Origin of the sequence: Pedobacter sp. P26, assembly GCF_050632135.1 — a bacterium.
In the GTDB taxonomy this organism is placed as follows: Bacteria; Bacteroidota; Bacteroidia; order Sphingobacteriales; family Sphingobacteriaceae; genus Pedobacter.
The window spans coordinates 1077331-1098172 of record NZ_CP192574.1 but is presented as its reverse complement, the minus strand read 5'-3'; the positions used below and the strand labels follow the sequence as shown (position 1 = coordinate 1098172).

13 protein-coding genes and 2 pseudogenes are annotated in these 20842 nt (G+C 38.5%); 7 read left to right on the top strand and 8 right to left on the bottom strand.

The window, feature by feature from the left end:
- Positions 1 to 783 precede the first annotated feature (783 nt).
- The 3 genes and pseudogenes from ACQ86H_RS05265 to ACQ86H_RS05255 all read right to left on the bottom strand — a co-directional run bounded on the left by ACQ86H_RS05265 (position 784) and on the right by ACQ86H_RS05255 (position 4814).
- A pseudogene (locus tag ACQ86H_RS05265) lies at positions 784 to 1783 on the bottom strand (NAD(P)H-dependent glycerol-3-phosphate dehydrogenase).
- Positions 1784 to 1957: 174 nt separating this feature from the next.
- Positions 1958 to 3298, bottom strand: a complete 1341-nt coding sequence (locus ACQ86H_RS05260) for an efflux RND transporter periplasmic adaptor subunit (RefSeq protein ID WP_431294063.1) — start codon at positions 3296 to 3298, stop codon at positions 1958 to 1960.
- Between the two features lie 115 nt (positions 3299 to 3413).
- Positions 3414 to 4814, bottom strand: coding sequence for a TolC family protein (locus tag ACQ86H_RS05255; protein ID WP_431294062.1), 1401 nt, complete (start codon positions 4812 to 4814; stop codon positions 3414 to 3416).
- Between the two features lie 19 nt (positions 4815 to 4833).
- Here ACQ86H_RS05255 and ACQ86H_RS05250 point away from each other — a divergent pair, with 19 nt between their 5' ends.
- The 4 genes from ACQ86H_RS05250 to ACQ86H_RS05235 all read left to right on the top strand — a co-directional run bounded on the left by ACQ86H_RS05250 (position 4834) and on the right by ACQ86H_RS05235 (position 11871).
- Entirely contained in the window at positions 4834 to 5511 is a 678-nt protein-coding gene (locus tag ACQ86H_RS05250; protein WP_138818361.1) for a polysaccharide deacetylase family protein, read from the top strand.
- A 153-nt stretch (positions 5512 to 5664) separates the two neighbouring features.
- Positions 5665 to 6204 (top strand): hypothetical protein, encoded by a 540-nt coding sequence (locus tag ACQ86H_RS05245; protein ID WP_431294061.1) that lies wholly within the window; start codon positions 5665 to 5667, stop codon positions 6202 to 6204.
- Between the two features lie 428 nt (positions 6205 to 6632).
- Complete coding sequence (locus ACQ86H_RS05240) at positions 6633 to 9398, top strand: bifunctional aconitate hydratase 2/2-methylisocitrate dehydratase (protein ID WP_431294060.1); 2766 nt, start codon at positions 6633 to 6635, stop codon at positions 9396 to 9398.
- A 193-nt stretch (positions 9399 to 9591) separates the two neighbouring features.
- On the top strand, positions 9592 to 11871 hold the full coding sequence (locus tag ACQ86H_RS05235; protein ID WP_138818364.1) for an aconitate hydratase: 2280 nt from the start codon (positions 9592 to 9594) through the stop codon (positions 11869 to 11871).
- A gap of 562 nt (positions 11872 to 12433) precedes the next feature.
- On the opposite strand, the gene ACQ86H_RS05230 is transcribed toward ACQ86H_RS05235, so the two are convergent.
- Together ACQ86H_RS05230 and ACQ86H_RS05225 are read right to left on the bottom strand one after the other, a co-directional pair.
- Positions 12434 to 12871: a DUF2007 domain-containing protein gene (locus tag ACQ86H_RS05230; RefSeq protein ID WP_431294059.1), complete on the bottom strand. Its 438-nt coding sequence runs from the start codon at positions 12869 to 12871 to the stop codon at positions 12434 to 12436.
- A 54-nt stretch (positions 12872 to 12925) separates the two neighbouring features.
- Positions 12926 to 14230, bottom strand: a complete 1305-nt coding sequence (locus tag ACQ86H_RS05225; RefSeq protein ID WP_431294058.1) for a GH1 family beta-glucosidase — start codon at positions 14228 to 14230, stop codon at positions 12926 to 12928.
- A gap of 130 nt (positions 14231 to 14360) precedes the next feature.
- Here ACQ86H_RS05225 and ACQ86H_RS05220 point away from each other — a divergent pair, with 130 nt between their 5' ends.
- Both ACQ86H_RS05220 and ACQ86H_RS05215 read left to right on the top strand, forming a co-directional pair.
- Positions 14361 to 16700 carry a PKD domain-containing protein gene (locus tag ACQ86H_RS05220; RefSeq protein ID WP_431294057.1) on the top strand — a complete coding sequence of 780 codons (2340 nt, stop codon included), beginning with the start codon at positions 14361 to 14363 and terminating at the stop codon, positions 16698 to 16700.
- Entirely contained in the window at positions 16583 to 16900 is a 318-nt protein-coding gene (locus ACQ86H_RS05215) for a gliding motility-associated C-terminal domain-containing protein (protein WP_431295338.1), read from the top strand. Before ACQ86H_RS05220 ends, ACQ86H_RS05215 begins: the two co-directional genes overlap by 118 nt.
- Before the next feature lie 88 nt (positions 16901 to 16988).
- Here the strand turns inward: ACQ86H_RS05215 and ACQ86H_RS05210 are convergent, their stop codons facing one another.
- Positions 16989 to 18812, bottom strand: coding sequence for a MutS-related protein (locus ACQ86H_RS05210; RefSeq protein WP_431294056.1), 1824 nt, complete (start codon positions 18810 to 18812; stop codon positions 16989 to 16991).
- Between the two features lie 110 nt (positions 18813 to 18922).
- Between ACQ86H_RS05210 and rlmH the strand changes: the two genes are divergently transcribed.
- Complete coding sequence (gene rlmH / locus ACQ86H_RS05205) at positions 18923 to 19396, top strand: 23S rRNA (pseudouridine(1915)-N(3))-methyltransferase RlmH (protein WP_431294055.1); 474 nt, start codon at positions 18923 to 18925, stop codon at positions 19394 to 19396.
- Between the two features lie 267 nt (positions 19397 to 19663).
- Here rlmH and ACQ86H_RS05200 read toward each other — a convergent pair whose 3' ends face one another.
- Both ACQ86H_RS05200 and ACQ86H_RS05195 read right to left on the bottom strand, forming a co-directional pair.
- Positions 19664 to 20206: a DUF5606 family protein gene (locus ACQ86H_RS05200; RefSeq protein WP_138818370.1), complete on the bottom strand. Its 543-nt coding sequence runs from the start codon at positions 20204 to 20206 to the stop codon at positions 19664 to 19666.
- Positions 20207 to 20358: 152 nt separating this feature from the next.
- A pseudogene (locus ACQ86H_RS05195) lies at positions 20359 to 20821 on the bottom strand (peptidylprolyl isomerase).
- Positions 20822 to 20842: the final 21 nt, after the last annotated feature.

Below are 20842 nucleotides of genomic sequence, written 5' to 3'. Positions count from 1 at the left end.
ATTTTCAGGATGCTTTTTTAGCGTGCAGGGTAATCAGTTTGGTTGTTCTTTACACTACCCTCTGTTAAATAAACCTTATTGCAGCGGTTATCCTTTTTGAAGCACAATCAAAAACATTTCCTCTAATGCTCACAAAAAGATAATAGCGGAAAGAAGGACTGCCCTAACCGAAAAGCAATGAGCCTGCTTTTCAACCTGAGTTCGATTAATGTTTAAAAATTAATGTACTTTATTAGGACGAATTGGCTAGCCGTTTCGTCATGCTGATCCAATAGCTATCGGATTTATTTCAGCATCTTTCCTGTTAAACAGCCTTGCTATAAAGACCCTGAAACAAGTTCAGGGTGACGACCGTTCATACAAGGCGCCAAATAACCCAAATTAAAGCACATTATTAATCGAACTCAGGTTTAAAAAATAAAGATTTGTTTTTGGAGCGCAAAGACAGTAATAATGATTAAAGTTTGTTCCCGTGCTACGCTGTATCCCTCCGCTGCGCTTCAGGGATGCCGCTGCGCCTGGGGCTAGAAACGTTGTTCCTGCCAAGAACAAAATACAAACATCTATGATAGGCAAAGCGTTAATTGTTCCTTACACTGCCCTCCGTTAAATAAACCTTATTGCAGCGGTTATCCTTTTTGGTGCACAATCAAAAACATTTCCTCTAACGCTCACAAAAAGATAATAGTGGAAAGAAGGACTGCCCTAACCGACCGGTACAAAACCTGCTTTACAAAAACAATTATTGAATCAAATCACTATAATCATTAACCTCCGCTGATTTTAGTTTAATTTCTCCGCCAATAGCTTCATTTCTATCTGTGGCGATCGTTTCTCGTAAATGATGCTGTGAACGGCCTTACAGATGGGCATGTCTACATTATACTCCTGGTTTTTGATGTGCATGCATTTTGCGGCATAATAACCTTCGGCTACCATATTCATTTCTAACTGTGCCGATTTTACAGTATAACCCTTGCCTATCATATTACCAAAAGTACGGTTGCGGCTGAACTGTGAATATGCCGTTACGAGCAAATCACCAAGATAGGCTGATTCTTTAATGTCGCGGTCAATGGGATGAACCAAATCTACAAAGCGTTTGATTTCCCGTATGGCGTTGCTGATCAGCACGGCCTGAAAGTTATCTCCATAACCTATGCCATGGCAAATGCCACTGGCTACGGCGTAAATATTTTTTAAAACTGCAGCGTATTCAGTACCGAAAATATCATCAGAAACATTGGTTTTAATATAACGTGTATTCAAAATCGAGGCAAAATGCTGCCGCTTTATCTACGTCAGTACAGGCAATAGTCAGGTAAGAAAGTTTCTCAAAGGCTACTTCTTCTGCATGGCAGGGACCGCTTACCACAAGAATATCGTGATAAGGAATGTTGTATTTTTCGTGCAGAAATTCGCCTATAATCAGGTTATCTTCGGGTACGATTCCCTTAATGGCAGATACTATTTTCTTGCCTTTTAAATCTTCAGGGGTTATGGCAGACAGTGTTTCCTTTAAAAAAGCTGCAGGAACGTTTAAAATAACAAAATCAGCTGATTTTATAATCGAACTGATATCAGACGAGATATTGTCCTGACCGAGCTTTAGCTCAACAGAACTGAGGTAATGAGGATTGTGTTTAAATTTTTTAATGTGCTCAATGGCTGTTTCATTACGCATCCACCAAAAAATCTCTTTCTCAGACAAATTATCTGCAAGCATTTTTACGATGGCAGTAGCCCAGCTCCCGCCCCCTATCATTGCTATTTTAGGTACCATGATTATAAAAAAGGTTTAAGGTAAAAGGTGTAAAACTCTTTTTCAAAAGGTATATGGCAAAAGGTGTAAGACTTAAGGTTTTAGGCAACTTGCCCTACCTTAAACCTTACACCCTAAACCTGAGGAATACACCTTAAACAACGCAAGTTACTATTTCTTGCTATTATTTATAAACTACTTCTTACCGTCTTTGCTAAACAATTGGTCTTTAGCTGTTTTTTCTACCACCATACCATCTTTCAATTTGTTCTGAATGGCAGAATAAGGACCAGTTACCACTTCATCGCCGGCTTTAACACCCGATTTTACAATGATAAACTGATCGTTCTGGATACCTGTAGTCACCTCTGTTTTTTTAACTTTTTTGCTTTTAGCATCGTAAGTGTAAACATACTGCTTCACCTTTTTGTCGGTAAGTTTCGATTTCTGTTTATCGGTATTTTCCTGGTTGCCCTGGTTATTGTTGCTACCGCCCGACTTTGCATTATCAGTAAACACTGCCTGGATTGGAATAGCCAATCCGGTTAACGATTCGCTTTCAATATCAACCGTTGCCGACATACCCGGACGGAAAATAGATTGTTGTTTGCCTTCCATTTCTTCGGTAATCCTGATTTTTACAGAAAAGTTCGTCACCTGATCAACCGAAGTAGATGTGGTAGTTCCAACTGCCGTTGATGAACTTGCAATTTCGGTAACCACACCTCTGAATTTCTTATCGGAAAATGCATCCACTTCGATAGAAGCCTTATCGCCAACTTTAACACGGGTAATGTCGTTCTCGTTTACATCAACATTAACTTCCATAGATGAAAGATTAGAAATACGCATAATCTCGGTACCTGCCATTTGCGAAGTTCCCAAAATACGGTCGCCAAGCTCAATTGATAATTTAGAAACGACACCATCAACCGGCGCGTAGATAGTGGTTTTAGCTAAGTTAGCACCCGCTTCTTTAACATTTGCACCAGTTTGCTCTAAAGTAAATTTGGCGCCGGTTACATTTTCTTTTGCGCTGGCTAAATTTGCTTTAGCAGTTAAAAATGCCGCTTTTGCTGCATCGAACTCTGAAGCTGAAATTACTTTTTTATTAAAAAGTTCAACATTACGTTTGTAGGTAGCTTCTGCATTCACAAAATTAGCCTGGTTTTGGGCAAGCTGCTGTTGCGCTGCAGCTACGCTGGCTTTTTGTGCATTAAAACTTGCCACGGTTCTTTCGTAACCCGATTGTAACACATCCGGACGTACTTTACAAAGCAACTGGCCTGCTTTAACAATATCACCCTCTTTTACTTTTAACTCTACCACCTCTCCAGATACCTCAGAACTTAACTTAACCTCAGTTTCTGGCTGGATTTTTCCACTTGCCGTAACTGTTTCCACAACAGTTTTATCTGATGCTTTTTCTGTAGTTACTTTTTCGGTTTTATTTCCACCTATCACTCCGGTCAGTTTGAGCACAACCAGAAGAACTACGATAGTAACTAAGGTAATAATAATATGCTTCAGTTTCATAATTTGTATTGTATTTCGTTTATTTTAAGTTGTAATGTTTTAAGGTTAAAAAAACGTTGTAAGGTTGAAAGGTTTTGATGTTAAATTCAATTTGCTTCCAGCTTTAGTCTTTTTCTTAAAAAACAATCTGTTTGCCTAAATAGTAATCAATTACCTTGGCACGGAACAGTAAGTCGTATTTTGCTAAGATAAAATCTATTTCGGCTTTATTTTTATTGGTTTGTGCCGTACTGTAATCTAAAGAGTTTACTAAACCAACAGCATAACGTTGTTCGATAACATAAAAAGCATCCTTTTGAGCCTGAAAAGCATTTTGGGTAGAAGAATACCTGCTTTGTGCGGCGTTTAAATCGGCAACAGCCTGATTGATTACTTTGATCAGGTTGTTTTTAGAGATTTGCTCATCTGTTTTGCGCTGCTCGAATACTATTTTAGCCTTTCTTACGGTCGACCTGGTGGTAAAACCATTAAAAATAGGAATTGAAATACCCATATTAATTGATTTCCCGAAGTTGTCAGACAGTTGACTAAAAAATGGATTGTTTCCAGGGAAAGCAAACTGATATTGATAGAACGATCCTAAACCTCCTCCAAATGTAACTTTAGGATAATAACTGCCTTTGGCAACATCAATTGCTTTTTCTGCTGCCTGTGTATTTAAATTTGCCAATTTGATATCCGGGAAAGTATTTAAAGCCTGGCTGTAAATATCACTTGGAACATAATTGTTCTGAATGTTATTCAATTCGTTAACCAATGGTGGCTGCACCTTAAATGTCATTGGTGGCTGAATTTCCATTAATTGTCCTAAAGTTAAATAGGATATTGTCAACTGATTCTGCGCATTGGTTAGATTAAGCTCAGCGGTTGCAGCCTGCGATTTTGCCTGGGAAATATCGGCTAAAGTTTTATTACCAACATCCAAAAGCGCTTGTTCTCTTTTTAAAGTAGAATTAGCAACGTCTAATTGTTGTTGTGTAGCTTTGACCTGATCCTGGCTATTTAAAACCTGCAGGTAAGCGGTTACGACCTGCAGAATAAGATCATTTTTTACCTTTTCTACATTGGTTTGATCTACAGCTAACAATAACTTATTCTGTCTGATCTGATTCAGTTGAGCACCACCTCCAAATACCTGCACATTCGCAGATACATTAGGGTTTAAGGTATAATTTTGTGTATTTAGAAACAACCCTGATGTTACCTGGCTCCTTCCCCATTGCATAGATTGGTTAACCGAACCATTTACAGTAGGCAATAAAGCATTTTTAGACTGGCGCACATTTTCTTCGCTAAGCGCGGCATTAAATGCAGCCTGTTTGATGTTTAGATTGTTTTTTAATGTGTTTTCGACTGCTTGTTGAATGCTGATCACTTCTTGAGCCTTAATTTGCTGACTAAAACTTAATGTCACTAATAACGCAGATCCGGTAATTAACTTATTCTTGGTAAACATCTTCATAATTTGTTTCAAATCTATATAAACAACTTTAATAATTTCAATCTGTTCAGGCATTTACTAACTTTGGACTTAAATGTACCTGATCAAATCACCGCTTCTGCTAAAATGGTATTATCCATCACTGTTATGGAATAAATCCCGCACCGAAAAAGTTATTTATCTGACCTTTGACGACGGACCCATACCCAATGTTACAGACTTTGTATTAAAAACTTTAAAAGTCTTCAATGCTAAAGCTACATTTTTTTGCATCGGCGATAATATCATTAAACACCCCGAAGTTTTTGAACGCGTAAAAACCGACGGACATGCCATTGGAAACCATACTTTCAACCATTTAAAAGGCTGGAAAACCGATGATAAAACCTATCTCGAAAACACGCTAAAATGCCAGCAACTTACCCAAACCGATCTTTTCCGCCCACCTTATGGGAGGATTAAGAAGAGCCAGATTCTGAGTCTGAAGTCCGAAGTCCGGAGTCCGGAGTCAATATCCCAAAATTCACAAACTGACTTACATCTCAAATCTCAAATCTCAAATCTCAAAATCGTAATGTGGGATGTGCTTAGCGGCGATTTCGACACTAAACTCTCACCCGAAAAATGTTATCAAAATGTGATTAAACATACCGAAAATGGTTCTATAATTGTATTCCACGATAGTTTAAAAGCATTCGACCGTTTATCTTACGCACTTCCCAAAGTATTGGCTTATTTTTCTGAAAAAGGTTTTACTTTTTCAACGCTTTAGCGTTAAGCTAATCTTATGCCAAGGCTCTAAACACATTTCAACAAGCTATATATCAATACATTAATATACTATTAAATAAACAACTGTTCAAAATCGCACAAATATGTCCGTTAATGAACGTTTATGGAATAATCAGTTCTTTTTCATCATCAGATGAAAACTGATATGCTAAACGGCCTCCTGAAGATAAAATATTATCTACTGATTTTTTCCCTGGTTCTGATAGCCTGCAATACTCGTATTGAACAAGGTTTTGAGATAATACCTCCCGGTTTAAATTCAACAGAGAACCTGATCAAGGGGATACGACCGAATAAAGATTATCAATACTGGGCCTGCATCCGGCAGGATTTTAGTGGCAAAATTCATCCAGAAACTGAGATTATAACAGGACATGGAAATCTTTCCTATTTAATGAACAATAGGTTTGATCAGCCAAAATCAGGTTTTTTATTCAAAATGTGGAAAGGTTATTTTTATATTGCTTACATTGAAAACGACCGGGTGAAATTGGTTACAAACAGAGCAGAGTTGATCAGATTTATTGGAAAAATTGATGGCTTGGAAGAAGCTTTATTACTTGCCGAACTCGATAACTTAAAGGCTGAGTACACCTGGGGTATTGGTGGATCTTACAGAAAAACCAAAAAGGATTTGAGTTTTATCTTGCAAAGTTTCACAAATGCCCGGTAAAAACAGAACCATATCGGGTAAGCATTGATACTGCAGGGAATATAAAAACAAAAAGTTTAGGTTTTTATTATAACATTGATAACAATACCTGTTTAGATTAATGATTCAGCGCTCCGTGATAAACCTTTACTTTAATCGGAAATATCAGGCGATTAAAATCATCAATCCACATTCTGTTTTCATATTTTATATGCTTTTAAGGCCTATCATTTACACCTTTAGCGGTTGTTTAGAACAATTCCAAATTACTTAATCGCCTGTGCAAATTACATTTAAAAGTTGTTTTTTGCTATTTTTGGCTTCAGTCAAAAAATTGAGTTTTTTGGTCAAAAAACCACAAATTAATATATAAAAGCAGTATTCTTTTGATGAAAAGCGATTGTGTATTTTGTTGCGCAAGCCTATAGCAAAAAGAATAGATATCTAAGATGAGTATTTATAACGATTATATCCAGGAGATTGAAGACAGAAAAGCTCAAGGTCTTCATCCCAAACCTATTGATGGCGCTGAATTATTAAGTGAAATCATCGATCAAATCAAAAATGTAAATAATTTTAACAGGGCAGATGCTGTTAATTTTTTCATCTACAACACCTTGCCGGGCACTACCGCAGCAGCTGGTGTAAAAGCAGAGTTTTTAAAAGAAATTATTTTAGGCGGAACTATCGTTGCAGAAATCACACCTGATTTTGCCTTCGAATTGTTATCACACATGAAGGGTGGCTCTTCTATCAAAGTGCTGTTAGACATTGCTTTGGCCGACAATGGTGATAAAGCCCATAAAGCTGCAGATGTTCTTAAAACACAGGTTTACTTGTACGATGCCGATACAGATCGTTTAAAAGAAGCTTACAACAATGGCAATGCCATTGCTAAAGAAATATTAGAAAGTTATGCCAAGGCAGAATTTTTCACCAAACTTCCTGAAGTAGCAGAAGAGATTAAAGTGGTAACCTTTATTGCCGGGATTGGCGATATTTCTACAGATTTATTATCTCCGGGTAACCAGGCACACTCCCGTTCTGATCGTGAATTACACGGTAAATGCATGATTACGCCAGAGGCTCAGGAAGAAATTAAAGCATTGCAGGCGCAACACCCAGATAAAAGTGTAATGCTGGTAGCTGAAAAAGGCACCATGGGTGTAGGTTCCTCTCGTATGTCGGGCGTAAATAATGTGGCACTTTGGACAGGCAAAAGATCCAGCCCTTATATCCCATTTGTAAACATAGCGCCAATTGTAGGTGGTACCAATGGTATTTCTCCAATTTTTTTAACCACAGTTGATGTAACTGGTGGTATTGGTATCGACCTTAAAAACTGGGTAAAGAAAACCGATGAGAACAGAAATGTTATCCGTAACGAAAATGACGAGCCAATTTTAGAGCAAGTTTACTCCATAGAAACGGGTACGGTACTTACCATCAATACCAGAACTAAAAAATTATATAATGGAGACCAGGAGCTAATTGATATTTCGAAAGCATTGACTCCTCAAAAAATGGAATTTATCAAAGCAGGCGGTTCTTATGCCATTGTTTTCGGTAAAAAAATCCAAACTTTTGCAGCTAAAACTTTAGGCATCGAAGCTCCGGTAGTATTTGCTCCGGCTAAAGAGGTATCTGTAGAAGGGCAAGGTTTAACTGCTGTAGAGAAAATATTTAACAGAAATGCAGTAGGTTTAACACAAGGTAAAGTGTTACATGCTGGTTCTGATGTTCGTGTAGAAGTAAACATTGTGGGTTCGCAAGATACTACCGGCTTAATGACGGCTCAGGAATTAGAGGCAATGGCTGCTACAGTGATTTCTCCTATTGTAGATGGCGCTTACCAGTCAGGTTGCCATACAGCATCTGTTTGGGATAAAAAAGCACAGGCAAATATCCCTAAACTGATGAAGTTCATGAATGATTTTGGGGTAATTACTGCCCGCGACCCTAAAGGGGAATATCATTCGATGACCGACGTTATTCACAAAGTATTAAATGATATTACCATTGATGAGTGGGCAATCATCATCGGTGGCGATTCGCATACCCGTATGTCTAAAGGTGTGGCTTTCGGTGCCGATTCTGGTACAGTAGCATTGGCATTGGCAACAGGTGAGGCTTCTATGCCAATTCCGGAGTCAGTAAAAGTAACCTTCAAAGGGGCAATGAAACAACACATGGATTTCCGTGATGTGGTTCATGCTACGCAATTGCAAATGTTACAGCAGTTTGATGGCGAAAATGTATTCCAGGGTCGTATCATTGAGGTACATATAGGCACTTTATTAGCCGACCAGGCCTTTACCTTTACTGATTGGACTGCTGAAATGAAAGCAAAAGCTTCTATCTGTATTTCGCAAGACGATACTTTAATCCAATCATTGGAAATTGCTAAAAACCGTATTCAAATTATGATAGATAAAGGTATGGATAACCATAACCAGGTTCTACAAGGTTTGATTAATAAAGCAAACAAACGTATTGAAGAAATTAAAACCGGTATCAAACCAGCTTTAATGCCGGATAATAATGCTAAATATTATGCTGAAGTTGTAATCGATCTGGATCTAATTGAAGAACCAATGATTGCCGATCCGGATGTGAATAACGCTGATGTTTCTAAACGTTATACACACGATACCATCAGAGACTTAACTTATTACGGTGGCGATAAAAAAGTAGATCTGGGTTTCGTTGGCTCATGCATGGTGCATAAAGACGATTTGAAAATCGTTTCCCAAATGTTAAAAAATATAGAGACACAGACTGGTAAAGTAGCGTTCAAAGCGCCACTGGTAGTTGCAGCTCCTACCTACAACATCATCGATGAATTAAAAGCAGAAGGTGATTGGGAATATTTACAAAGATATTCTGGATTTGAGTTCAGCGATGCATTACCTAAAAGCACAGCACGTACAGAATATGAGAACATCATGTACTTAGAGCGCCCGGGCTGTAACTTGTGCATGGGTAACCAGGAAAAAGCGGCTAAAGGCGATACGGTAATGGCTACGTCGACCCGTTTATTTCAGGGCCGTGTGGTAGAAGATAAAGATGGTAAAAAAGGAGAGTCTTTACTTGCTTCAACCCCGGTAGTCGTTCTTTCAGCTATCTTGGGTCGTATTCCGAGCATTGAAGAATATAAAATGGCAGTAGAGGGCATTAACTTAACCAAGTTTACCCCTATTTCTACAAAACAATAAGAAACAAAAAAGTATATTATTTGTTAATTCCTAGAGAAGGCTGCCTGAGGAATCTGGTAGCCTTTTCTTTTACAGAAGAGTTGCATAGAATGGTTTTAAATAAGATATTATGACAAATCTCAAAAATAAATCTGTTTAAAATTGTTTACTTTAGAAAGTATCTTATTGACAATAATTATAAAAAAATTAAAGTATGGCTTTTGATATAGACATGATTAAAAAGGTGTATGCAAACTTTGGCAGCCGCGTAGAGGCTGCACGTAAAGTTGTTGGCAGGCCTTTAACATTATCTGAAAAAATATTGTATGCACACCTTTGGGATGGAGATCCTAAAAAGGCGTTTAAGCGTGGTTCTGATTACGTAGACTTTGCACCAGACCGCGTAGCGATGCAGGATGCTACGGCGCAGATGGCTTTATTGCAGTTTATGCAAGCGGGCCGTCCACAGGTTGCAGTTCCTTCAACAGTTCACTGCGATCACCTGATTACGGCTAAAGAAGGCGCTGCCATAGATTTACCTCATGCCAAAACAGAAAGTGCAGAAGTTTTTGATTTCTTATCTTCTGTATCCAATAAATACGGTATTGGTTTCTGGAAACCAGGGGCTGGTATTATCCACCAGGTAGTTTTAGAGAACTATGCTTTCCCGGGTGGAATGATGATCGGTACCGATTCGCACACAGTAAATGCAGGTGGTTTAGGCATGGTTGCGATTGGTGTTGGTGGTGCTGATGCCTGTGATGTAATGGCAGGTTTGCCCTGGGAGCTTAAATTCCCTAAGTTAATCGGTGTAAAACTAACCGGTAAATTAAATGGCTGGACTGCAGCCAAAGATGTAATCCTTAAAGTGGCAGGTATCCTTACTGTAAAAGGTGGTACCGGTGCTATTGTAGAATATTTTGGCGATGGTGCCACTTCAATGAGTTGTACCGGTAAAGGTACCATCTGTAATATGGGTGCCGAAATTGGTGCAACTACTTCTACTTTCGGTTATGATGAAAGCATGGAGCGTTACCTACGTGCTACCGGCAGAAATGAAGTTGCTGACGAAGCAAACAAAATTGCGGCTTACCTAACCGGTGATGCTGAAGTATATGCTGATCCTGAAAATTACTTCGATCAGGTTATTGAGATCGATTTAGATACTTTAGAACCTTACTTAAATGGTCCTTTTACACCAGATCTGGCCACTCCGGTTTCGCAGATGAAAGTGGAGGCAGAGAAAAATGGCTGGCCGTTAAAAGTAGAATGGGGCTTAATTGGTTCTTGTACCAACTCTTCATACGAAGATTTATCAAGAGCAGCTTCAATCGCCAACCAGGCTATTGCAAAAGGTTTGGTAACCAAATCGGCTTTCGGTATCAACCCGGGATCTGAGCAGGTACGTTACACGGCAGACCGCGATGGTTTCTTAAAAACTTTCGAAGATTTAGACGCAACGATCTTTACCAATGCCTGCGGACCATGTATCGGCATGTGGGACCGTACGGGTGCAGAGAAAGCAGAAAAAAACACCATTGTACACTCGTTTAACAGAAACTTTGCAAAACGCGCTGATGGTAATCCTAATACTTTCGCTTTCGTAGCTTCACCAGAAATGGTTGCTGCTATAGCCATTTCGGGTAATTTAGGATTTAACCCATTAACGGATACCTTAACTAACGATAAAGGCGAACAGGTTAAATTAGATCCACCTACTGGTTTTGAATTGCCAACAAAAGGTTTCGCTGTAGAAGATGCAGGTTTCCAGGCTCCGGCTGCTGATGGTTCATCAGTTCAGGTGCTGGTTTCTCCAACTTCACACCGTTTACAATTATTAGATCCATTTAGCCCTTGGGAAGGCACTGACTTAAAAGGTCTAAAACTTTTAATCAAAGCCAAAGGTAAATGTACAACAGATCATATCTCAATGGCTGGTCCATGGTTAAAATTCCGTGGTCACCTGGATAACATCTCTAACAACATGTTAATTGGTGCGGTTAACTACTTCAACGATAAAACAGATAACGTTAAAAATGAATTAACCGGCGAGTATGGCCCTGTTCCGGCAACCCAGCGCGATTATAAAGCCGCTGGTTTAGGGTCAATTGTAGTAGGCGACGAAAACTACGGCGAAGGTTCATCCCGTGAGCATGCAGCCATGGAGCCACGTCACCTGGGTGTTCGCGCGGTATTGGTAAAATCTTTTGCCCGTATCCACGAAACCAACCTTAAAAAACAAGGTATGCTGGCCCTAACTTTCACGGATAAAGACGATTACGATAAAATTCTGGAAGATGATACGATCGATATTTTAGGCTTAACTGAATTCACACCTGATCAACCATTAACATTGGTATTGCACCATGCTGATGGCGCTACCGAACAGTTTGCCGTTAACCACAGTTATAATGCACAACAAATCGATTGGTTTAAAGCTGGTGGTGCGTTAAATATTATCAGGGCTGAAGCAGCAGCTAAGGCAGCGCTTTAATAGTCCGAAGTCTAGAGTCAGAAGTCCGAGGTCTGGATGAAAAGAATATCAATCCCGTTTTGTTAATTCAAAGCGGGATTTTTTGTTCTTTTACCAGATACCGTTTAAAATGATATCTGTTTCTCCAATTTGTCACATTGAGCTTGTCGAAATGCCTTAAAATCATTACAAAAAGTCCTTCGACAGGCTCAGGATTGACAAATCTATCCTTTAGGATTAACCTTTTTATTTTCTTTGGAAAGCAATTGCAGTAGTTTCTAGGTTAGGGTTAGTCCCACTAATGCTGCTGCTGGTTGAAGAAACCAGCATTCGCGTATATCGGGTTTAGATGGCAGAGACAGAGGTGCTTTTCACACAAATATTCCCTGGATCACCATGAGGAGAAATTTTACCTTGCTTGCAGTAAAAGAACCTTCTAGCCCCGGGAGCAGCGGCATCCCTGAAGCGCAGCGTAAGGATACAGCGGAGCACGGGAACAGGTCTTAATAGTTGCCTCTGACCTTGCGCTTCAAAAAATTGTACGTTTCTTTTGCAATGACGTAATTACATCGAAGAAATCAATCTACTCAAACTCATAACCACAATCGTAACAATGATGGCACTTATTGGCTTTAATTGGAGTTGTAAGCGTTAAAAAAGCAAGGATAGTTGCCCAAATACTATATTTTTTATCAGTAGCCATTCCATAGCCCACATTGGTAGATCCACATTTCTCACAAACTGTTTTACCTTCTTCTGATGCCTCTTCATCAATAATTTCATCTGACAATTCAAAAGCCAAACTATTGTCTTCAGCCAGTAAAGCGTTGATGGCCTCTACATCTCTTTCAAAAACAATGAGTTTAACACCGCCAATGGCCTGGTTATAAAGCGGATTTAGCGTTGCAACATTTTCATCGGCCAGGAAACAGGCAAATCCGCTATCCTCCAATTTAGCTTTAACAATATTGGCCTCCATTGGATTATAATAGGTGCTATATACTACTGTTTTATCATTCATATTCCAAACATAAGAATTTGTTTAATTATGAAAGTGAAAAGAGTAAACGATCAACTAGCTTTTCAGAAATTCTTTCCACCAGTAGCCCGAATCTTTAATAGTACGTTCCTGAGTTTTAAAATCGTTATAGACCAGTCCAAACCTTGCCGTAAAACCCTCGGCCCATTCAAAATTATCTATGAGTGTCCAGGCCATATAACCGGTAACATTTATCCCTTCATTTTTGAGTTTTAGCAGCGCGCCCAGGTAAAGTTTAAAATATTCGATTCGTTCCGGATCTTCTACCCTTTTATCAGTCAATTTATCGTGATAGGCTGCACCGTTTTCGGTGATGATAATATTTTTAATATTTGGATAGGCTGCAAACTGTTTTACAATATTATAAAAGCTATCGGCATTAATCTCCCAGCCCATCGCAGTGTGTGGCTTTTTCCGGCTTTTGGCCTTTACTTCCCAAGCCTGTATCACCGGGATAAAAGCATTGTATTTTACCACCAGGGGAAAGTAATTTTGAAGTCCGATAAAATCAAAATCAAATTTCATCCTTTCCTGCAGTCGCCAGGTACCATATTCGATCTGAAATTTCTCCAGTACATCCCAATCTGCAGTAGGAAAGCCCATGCCTAGTGTAGGTTCTACAAACAAACGGTTCATCAGGCAGTCTACGCGTTTAGCGGTGAGGATATCGCTATCACTTTGTGTATTAGGGATAATTTCTGAACAGGAGAAAGTAGTGCCAATATTGGCTCTGTTAATTTCTGCACGTAAAATTTTACCACCTTCTGCCTGTGCCAAAGCCGTATGTAATACCGCAGGGAAAAAATTGCTTAAACCTGTTTTACCGGGAGCATGAATACCAAGCATATACCCTAGTGATGTATAACCAAAAGGCTCGTTCAACACAATCCAATTTTTTACTTTGTCTCCATATTCTAATGCACAGATGCTCACATAGGCATTAAAGGCAGCATTGATGCTGAAGCTTGTCCAGCCGCCCTCATCTTCCAGCGCCTGCGGTAAATCCCAGTGATAAAGCGTAACGTATGGGGTAATTCCATGAGTTAAACATTCGTCAATAAGATTGTGGTAAAAACGGATACCTTCCTGATTTATTTCTCCCCTTCCGCCGGGCAAAATCCTGGACCAGGCAATAGAAAACCTAAAAACTTTAAAGCCTAGTAATTTTACTAAAGCTATATCTTCGGTATATCGGTGATAAAAATCGCAGGCGGGATCTAATTTGTGGCTTTTCTTTATTTTGCCGTTTTTCGCCGTAAAAGTATCCCAAATGGAAGGGCCTTTACCGTACTGGGTTGCTGTGCCTTCTATCTGCGCTGCAGCAGTAGCTACTCCCCACAAAAATCCGAACCGAAATCGCTTGCCTTAACCATTGTTATCCATTATTTGCCATAAGTTGCGAGTTTAATATTAACAAATCATTAACAATTAAAATGATTCGAAATAAAAACAATTTTTGATATTTTTACCTATGCGCTACTCATTAATTTCTTTCCTATTGGCATTACTAAATCTCTCTGCCTTTGGAAAATTTACCCCACCCATTAATGATGAATTGATAAATGCCATTAATATTACCAATACCAGTGCATATTGTAGTGGCGATGCCGAATTTAATAATTTAGAAGCTACACCAAGCAGTTATAATAAAGCTTTAAACTGGCTGGCTGTTGGAAAAGATGTTTGGTATAAGTTTACTGCATCTAAGTTTGACGTAAACATTTCTGTTAGCGGAAATATTGATGCCAATAGTACAAATACCTTAATCGGTCCTTTACTTGCCCTATATTCGTATGATCCAGCTACTAATTCTATTGCCGAACAGCCTGGCACGCAGGCGACATCAAATAATGTTATTTCTTTGTACAAGGGTGCTTTAACGGTTGGGCAGGTTTACTATATCAGGGTGAGTGCAGCGAATGATGCTACCGGTACCTTTAAGCTTTGTATCGATAATTATTTCCCACCAATCCAACCTGGACAAGATTGTGGGACATTTTCAGTGTTGTGTACCAAAGAAACATTTACACAGTTAAATGTAACTGGTTCGGGGGCAAATAATCACGAATCGGCTGGAACCTGTTTAGGTACAGAATCTAACTCTGCCTGGTATATGTTTAAAGCTTCTGTACCCGGCGATTTTACTTTTGTAATCACCCCAACGGTAACTACAAACGATATTGACTGGGTTTTTTACGATTTAGGCCTGAACGGGGATTGCAGTAAAATAAATGCGGCAAATGCTATCCGGTGTGCATCAGGAAGTGGCGTAACCTGTAGCCCGTCCTATTATAAAACCGGCCTAAGTATGACTGAAACTGATTTGACTGAAGCGCTAGGTTGCCCTGCCGGCCAAAATGGGTTTGTAAAATATGTAGAACTGCAACAGGACCATGTTTATGCTATATTAATCGATAATTTTTCGGGGGGGAATAATGGTTTTACCTTAGAATTCGGCGGCACGGCAGATTTTGCGGGTCCAACTGCCGAAATTGATGTTAAAAAACTAAACCCATGTACCGATAGCCAGGCTTATACTTTCGAAAGTAAAGCATCGAACTTCGCCTCCTTAAAATGGTCTTTTGGTGAAGGAGCAAACCTGGCTTCGGCCACAACAGCCGGGCCATTTACCGTAACATACAATACACCAGGTGAGAAAATTGTAGTTCTGGAAGCCAAAGGCACAAACGGTTGCAATGTAGTTACTACGCAAACTTTTATTGTAGCAAACACACCCGAAAAACCTATCATAAGCGCTTCCAAGGTTAATTTGTGCCAGGGAGATGTATTAAAATTAAGCACTCCTTTTTTAAATTTAGCCAGCTACCACTGGTCAGGGCCAAACGGTTTTGTTTCAACAAACCAAAACCCCGAAATCCAGGTAAGCGGACCAGAAATAGTTGGAACATATAAACTTTATGTTCAGGTTGGAGATTGTGTGAGCGAAGTAAATTCAATCGATATTTTATCGGTCGATTTAAAGCCAGAAGCACTATTTTCGATTGAGGTTAATCATAAATGCGAATCAGACCAATCTTTTTCGTTTATCAATGCTTCTAAAAACTACACGAAACTCAGCTGGGATTTTGGTCCGGGCATAAAAAGCCAGGTAGCCATCAATAACGACAGTCAGATATTAACCTTTACAGATCCTGGACTTAAAACAATCACACTAACAGTTGAAAGCAATAATGGCTGTACTTCTACCTTTACAAAAGATATTTTGGTAGAGTTGAAGCCGGAAAAACCAGAAATAAATATTAATCAACCCTTCTTTTGTTTAAAAGACATCATAAAATTATCTGTACCGGCAAAGGAAGGTATCACTTATGCATGGAGCGGGCCAAACAATTATTCCGCCACCACAAATGCCGTTGAAATACCGGTAACAGATTTTAATGTGGCAGGACAATATCAGGTTATATTAACATCAGGCTCTTGTAACTCCGAACCCGCAACGATCATTGTTCCCGCAATTGCCAGAATTCCAGTGGCTAAATTTTATACCGAACCTACCTTCGACGTTAAGTTTTCTGCTCCAGTACCCATAACATTTACCAATACATCGCTTTACAGCGATTTTTATGAATGGAATTTTGGTGATGGAATTATTTCTTCAGAACAAAACCCTACCCACATTTATCAAACCGATGGATTATTCCAGATTACTTTAACCGCATTTTCTAAAAACGGCTGCTCAAATTCAATCACGCAAGGCGACCTCATTATCAAAAAAATGCATCTACATTTGTTCCAAATGCATTCTCACCAAATGGCGATGGGATTAATGATGAACTGGTTGTTGGTGTAACAAACCTCAAAAAATATAGATTACAGATTTACAACCGTTTAGGCACTCAGGTTTTCTTTACTGAGAACATATTCGAAAACTGGAATGGTACTTTTAAGGGTAACGAACTCCCTGTTGGCGTGTATTATTATGTCATTACTGGCACTAACTTATCGAATAACAATATTAAATATACAGGTTCAATAACCTTAATCAGGTAACTGTTTCAGTGCATTCTGGTGTTACTACCTGACTGGTCCAAATATTTACGTGTTTGATGGAAACATCTGACATCACATATAAATGTTACTATTTAACATTATCCAGCTTTAAACCAATCTCTTTCAGCAAAATAGCTGCATTAAAAGTTTTGCACGGTCCGTATTTTAGCAGATAATCAAATCTCATTTCGCCTTCGGCAATCTGGATATCGAAATGAAAATTACGAACAGTTTCGGGGTAATCAATAATCAGATCTGCTAATTGTAAATCGTGGGTTGCAAAAAGTGCAGGAGTTTTTTCGGCAATCAGCTTTTGTATAAAAACCTTTGATCCTAAATATTTATCCCGGCTGTTTGTACCCCTCAGCATTTCGTCAATTAATACAAAAGTATCTTTATCCTTTATAACATTATCCAAAATCATCTTCAAACGGTTAAGCTCTGCCTTAAAAGTAGAGGTACTTTCGTTCAGCGAATCTTTAATCCGCATATAGGTGTTGATCGAAAAAACAGATAATTGCATTGTTTTGGCACAAACCGGCGCACCTGCGTAAGCCAATACCATATTGATACCCAGCGTACGTAAAAAAGTACTTTTACCTGCCATGTTAGAGCCCGTTACAATATCAACAGTTGGTTTTGCCTCCACACAAAAATCATTGCTCACCCGTAATTGCTTATTAATAAGCGGATGGCCAATATGAGTAGTGGCTAATGCAAAGTGATCGTTAATCACTGGAAATATCCAATCTGGTTGATTATAGGCCGTTGTTGCTAACGAAATCAGTTCTTCAAAATCGCCCAGATGATCAAGCGCAGCAATTACATCTTTTGATGATGATTTGTACCAGATATCTAAATTGATGCAGCATTTTAAATCCCAAAGTAAAAGGGCATTCAGTATTCCACCCACAACGATATTCAGTCTCGCATCAAAATTTTCGATAATCTTTGTAAGACCTTTAATTTCTTTACTAACCGGAATTTTTGAATCGAGTAAACTTAGCGTATAACTGCTTTTCCATTGTTGATTTTCTGTCCATAAAATAGCGCCTGCATATCCGTTCAGCAGGTTCGAACTCCCGCCAAAGCTATAAAACACTTTGTTGATTTTTGAGCCCAGTAATACATTCCACCCGATGTGGACCACAAGCAAAAGCGCCAATACCTTCCAGAAAAGACTACTGATTAAAACTGCTGCCAGAATTAGGCCGATAGTAATGTAGGGTACCAGTTTCACATAAAACCTCATAAAGGCTCCCTGAACAAAGCCCAATTGCGCACCCAATTGACTCTTTAACTGCGTTTTGATCTGTTCTATTTTATCAGGATCGTAACCATGGAGGTTAGCCCTAAAACTATAAGTTTCTGCTATCTTATCTATTATCTCTTTTATGGCTTCCTGACGGCGTAATATCCCAGCCCTGGTCGATTTTTCTGCGAAATTTTTAGCCAGCAGGTTATTTCCACTTTTGGTACTACAACGGTTAATCAGGGCAAATAGCGATGAGGCACCAAAAATATCAAGATCGGAAGTGTAAGGATGTTGTTCAGATTCGAAAGCTTTACCATGGTCATATCCGTTAGCGGCACCATTTAAAATATTCCATTCGTTCTGATAAACCCACAGAAGTTGTTTTTTATAGTCGATTTCACGATCAAGCTGGCTTTGTCTGCGCACAACATAGGCGAAAGCAATTACAGGCAGTAATAAACAAATTTGGATTAATGTACGTAAGCTGTCGTCTGCCGAGCGCAGCAGCAAAACGAAAAATAAAATTTCGGCCAAAAACAATCCTATGCGGAGGAAAGAAAGTTGATCGATCAGTTTTTTTGTTTGATCTATATCTGTCGTAACATCTTTTATTTTATCATGGTAACCGGCTATTATTTCTTGTTGTTGTTTCAGCATAATTTTTATTCAGTATATATTCAGAAGTTATGAGATGGATAGATTGTCTTTTTTGTTACAATTTTCTCTAAGTTTGAATCTCGAAATTCTAAAGATAGGCAAAATATTAAATGAAGATTACCCTGATCGCCATTGGCAAAACAGAAGATAAATACCTAATAGAAGGAATTGATAAATACATCAACCGCCTGAAGCATTATGTTAATTTTACCTTTTTGGCCATACCTGATGTAAAAAATGTTAAAAACCTGAGTGAGGCGCAACAAAAAGCAAAGGAGGCAGAACTCCTCCACAAACAAATCAACAATGGCGATGTTGTTATTTTGCTGGATGAGAAAGGGAAAAAATATTCATCTATAGAATTTTCAAACTACCTGAATAAACAGATGGTGGGCAGTGTACAACATTTAATTTTTATCATTGGGGGGCCATACGGATTTGATGAAACCATTTACAAAAGAGCAAATGGTTTAATTTCCTTATCTGATATGACCTTTTCTCATCAGATGATCAGATTGTTTTTTGTAGAGCAGCTTTACCGGGGTTTTAGCATTTTAAAAGGAGAACCTTATCATCATGCTTAGAGATGAAATTTTTGAGGTAAGAACTATGTGAATGAGATATGGAAAAGACGAATTAAAATCATCATTAAATAAAAGAGATTATGATATTAGATAAATATAAACGGGAATACAGATATAAAAGCGATCAAAACCGCAATAATAAATACTTATGGATCAGCATTATTCTCTCTTTAGTGATTGTAGCTTTGCTTTGGTATTTCTTAGATTAAACCCCATAAAAAAACACCAGACAATAGCCTGGTGTTCTCTATAATAATTAAATAAAGCTTAAACGCCTTTTTTACTGGTCATACTTGCTTTTTTAGCTGGAGCTGAAGTTTTAGTAGTTGCTTTAGCACTTGCCGAAGTTTTAGATCCTGTAGCTTTTTGTTTTTTATCTGAAGCTGCCTTTTCTTCTGATAACTTAACTTCTGCTGGTGTACCAGGAGTTTCCGGAGTTTCTTCAGTAAATAAAGGCAGATCTTTTAATAAGTTATACCAGGTAATGATTTTCTTCATATCAGAAGCATAAACTTTCTCCTGATCGTGACCTGGAGCTACTTCAAGAAAATATGCACGCAAATCGCCTTTCAAGTCAGGAGTAGATCCTTTAGCAGAAATTTTAGCAAAAATATCAGCCAGTTTAATTTCTTCCTCTTCACCATATACGGTAATATCTTCTAATGAAGCTAATTTTGTGTTGGTGATGTTGGCTACAACTTTAGTTTTTTGAGCATCTAAGCCCTCTAAAATGTAACCTACTTTATTTTGTCCAACCAGTTTAAATAAACCTGGTCTGCCGGATACGGCAACAATTCCTCTTAAATTCATATTTTTTTTGAGATATGAGATTCGCGATATGAGATATGAGAAATCACTCAAATCAAATAACTAAAATTCCCTGTTCAATTATTAAATGAGATAGGAGCATCAATCAGAGAAATCAAGTCTCAAATCTAATGTCTCAAATCTAGTATCTATTTTTAATCTTCTAAAACTTCAATATTTACAATCTTATCGCCCTGACGGATATCATCAACAAGATCTACATTTTCGATAACTTTACCAAAACAAGTATGGTTACGGTCTAAATGAGCAGTATTTGCTCTGCTATGGCAGATAAAAAATTGCGAACCACCAGTATTACGGCCAGCGTGGGCCATAGATAAAACACCACGATCGTGGTATTGATTTTCTCCGTCCAATTCGCAATCAATTTTATAACCTGGACCACCAGTACCTGCCAAATGTTCTTTAGCCGGGTCTTTTGAATTTGGACATCCGCCCTGAACCATAAAGTTAGGAATTACACGGTGAAAAGTTACACCATCATAAAAAGCCTTCTTTAGCTAATTTTTTAAAGTTTGCAACGGCTTTTGGCGCATCATTTTCGTAGAATTCTACGGTCATATCGCCTTTTTCTGTTTTTATTATTGCTTTACTCATATCAATATCGGTACTAATTTT

Excerpts from the sequence above, each read along its gene's own strand:
- ACQ86H_RS05260 (WP_431294063.1), bottom strand. The coding sequence starts at position 3,298 with ATGAAACTGAAGCATATTATTATTACCTTAGTTACTATCGTAGTTCTT.
- ACQ86H_RS05255 (WP_431294062.1), bottom strand. The coding sequence starts at position 4,814 with ATGCCTGAACAGATTGAAATTATTAAAGTTGTTTATATAGATTTGAAA.
- ACQ86H_RS05250 (WP_138818361.1), top strand. The coding sequence starts at position 4,834 with ATGTACCTGATCAAATCACCGCTTCTGCTAAAATGGTATTATCCATCA.
- ACQ86H_RS05245 (WP_431294061.1), top strand. The coding sequence starts at position 5,665 with ATGAAAACTGATATGCTAAACGGCCTCCTGAAGATAAAATATTATCTA.
- ACQ86H_RS05240 (WP_431294060.1), top strand. The coding sequence starts at position 6,633 with ATGAGTATTTATAACGATTATATCCAGGAGATTGAAGACAGAAAAGCT.
- ACQ86H_RS05235 (WP_138818364.1), top strand. The coding sequence starts at position 9,592 with ATGGCTTTTGATATAGACATGATTAAAAAGGTGTATGCAAACTTTGGC.
- ACQ86H_RS05230 (WP_431294059.1), bottom strand. The coding sequence starts at position 12,871 with ATGAATGATAAAACAGTAGTATATAGCACCTATTATAATCCAATGGAG.
- ACQ86H_RS05220 (WP_431294057.1), top strand. The coding sequence starts at position 14,361 with ATGCGCTACTCATTAATTTCTTTCCTATTGGCATTACTAAATCTCTCT.
- ACQ86H_RS05210 (WP_431294056.1), bottom strand. The coding sequence starts at position 18,812 with ATGCTGAAACAACAACAAGAAATAATAGCCGGTTACCATGATAAAATA.
- rlmH (WP_431294055.1), top strand. The coding sequence starts at position 18,923 with ATGAAGATTACCCTGATCGCCATTGGCAAAACAGAAGATAAATACCTA.
- ACQ86H_RS05200 (WP_138818370.1), bottom strand. The coding sequence starts at position 20,206 with ATGAATTTAAGAGGAATTGTTGCCGTATCCGGCAGACCAGGTTTATTT.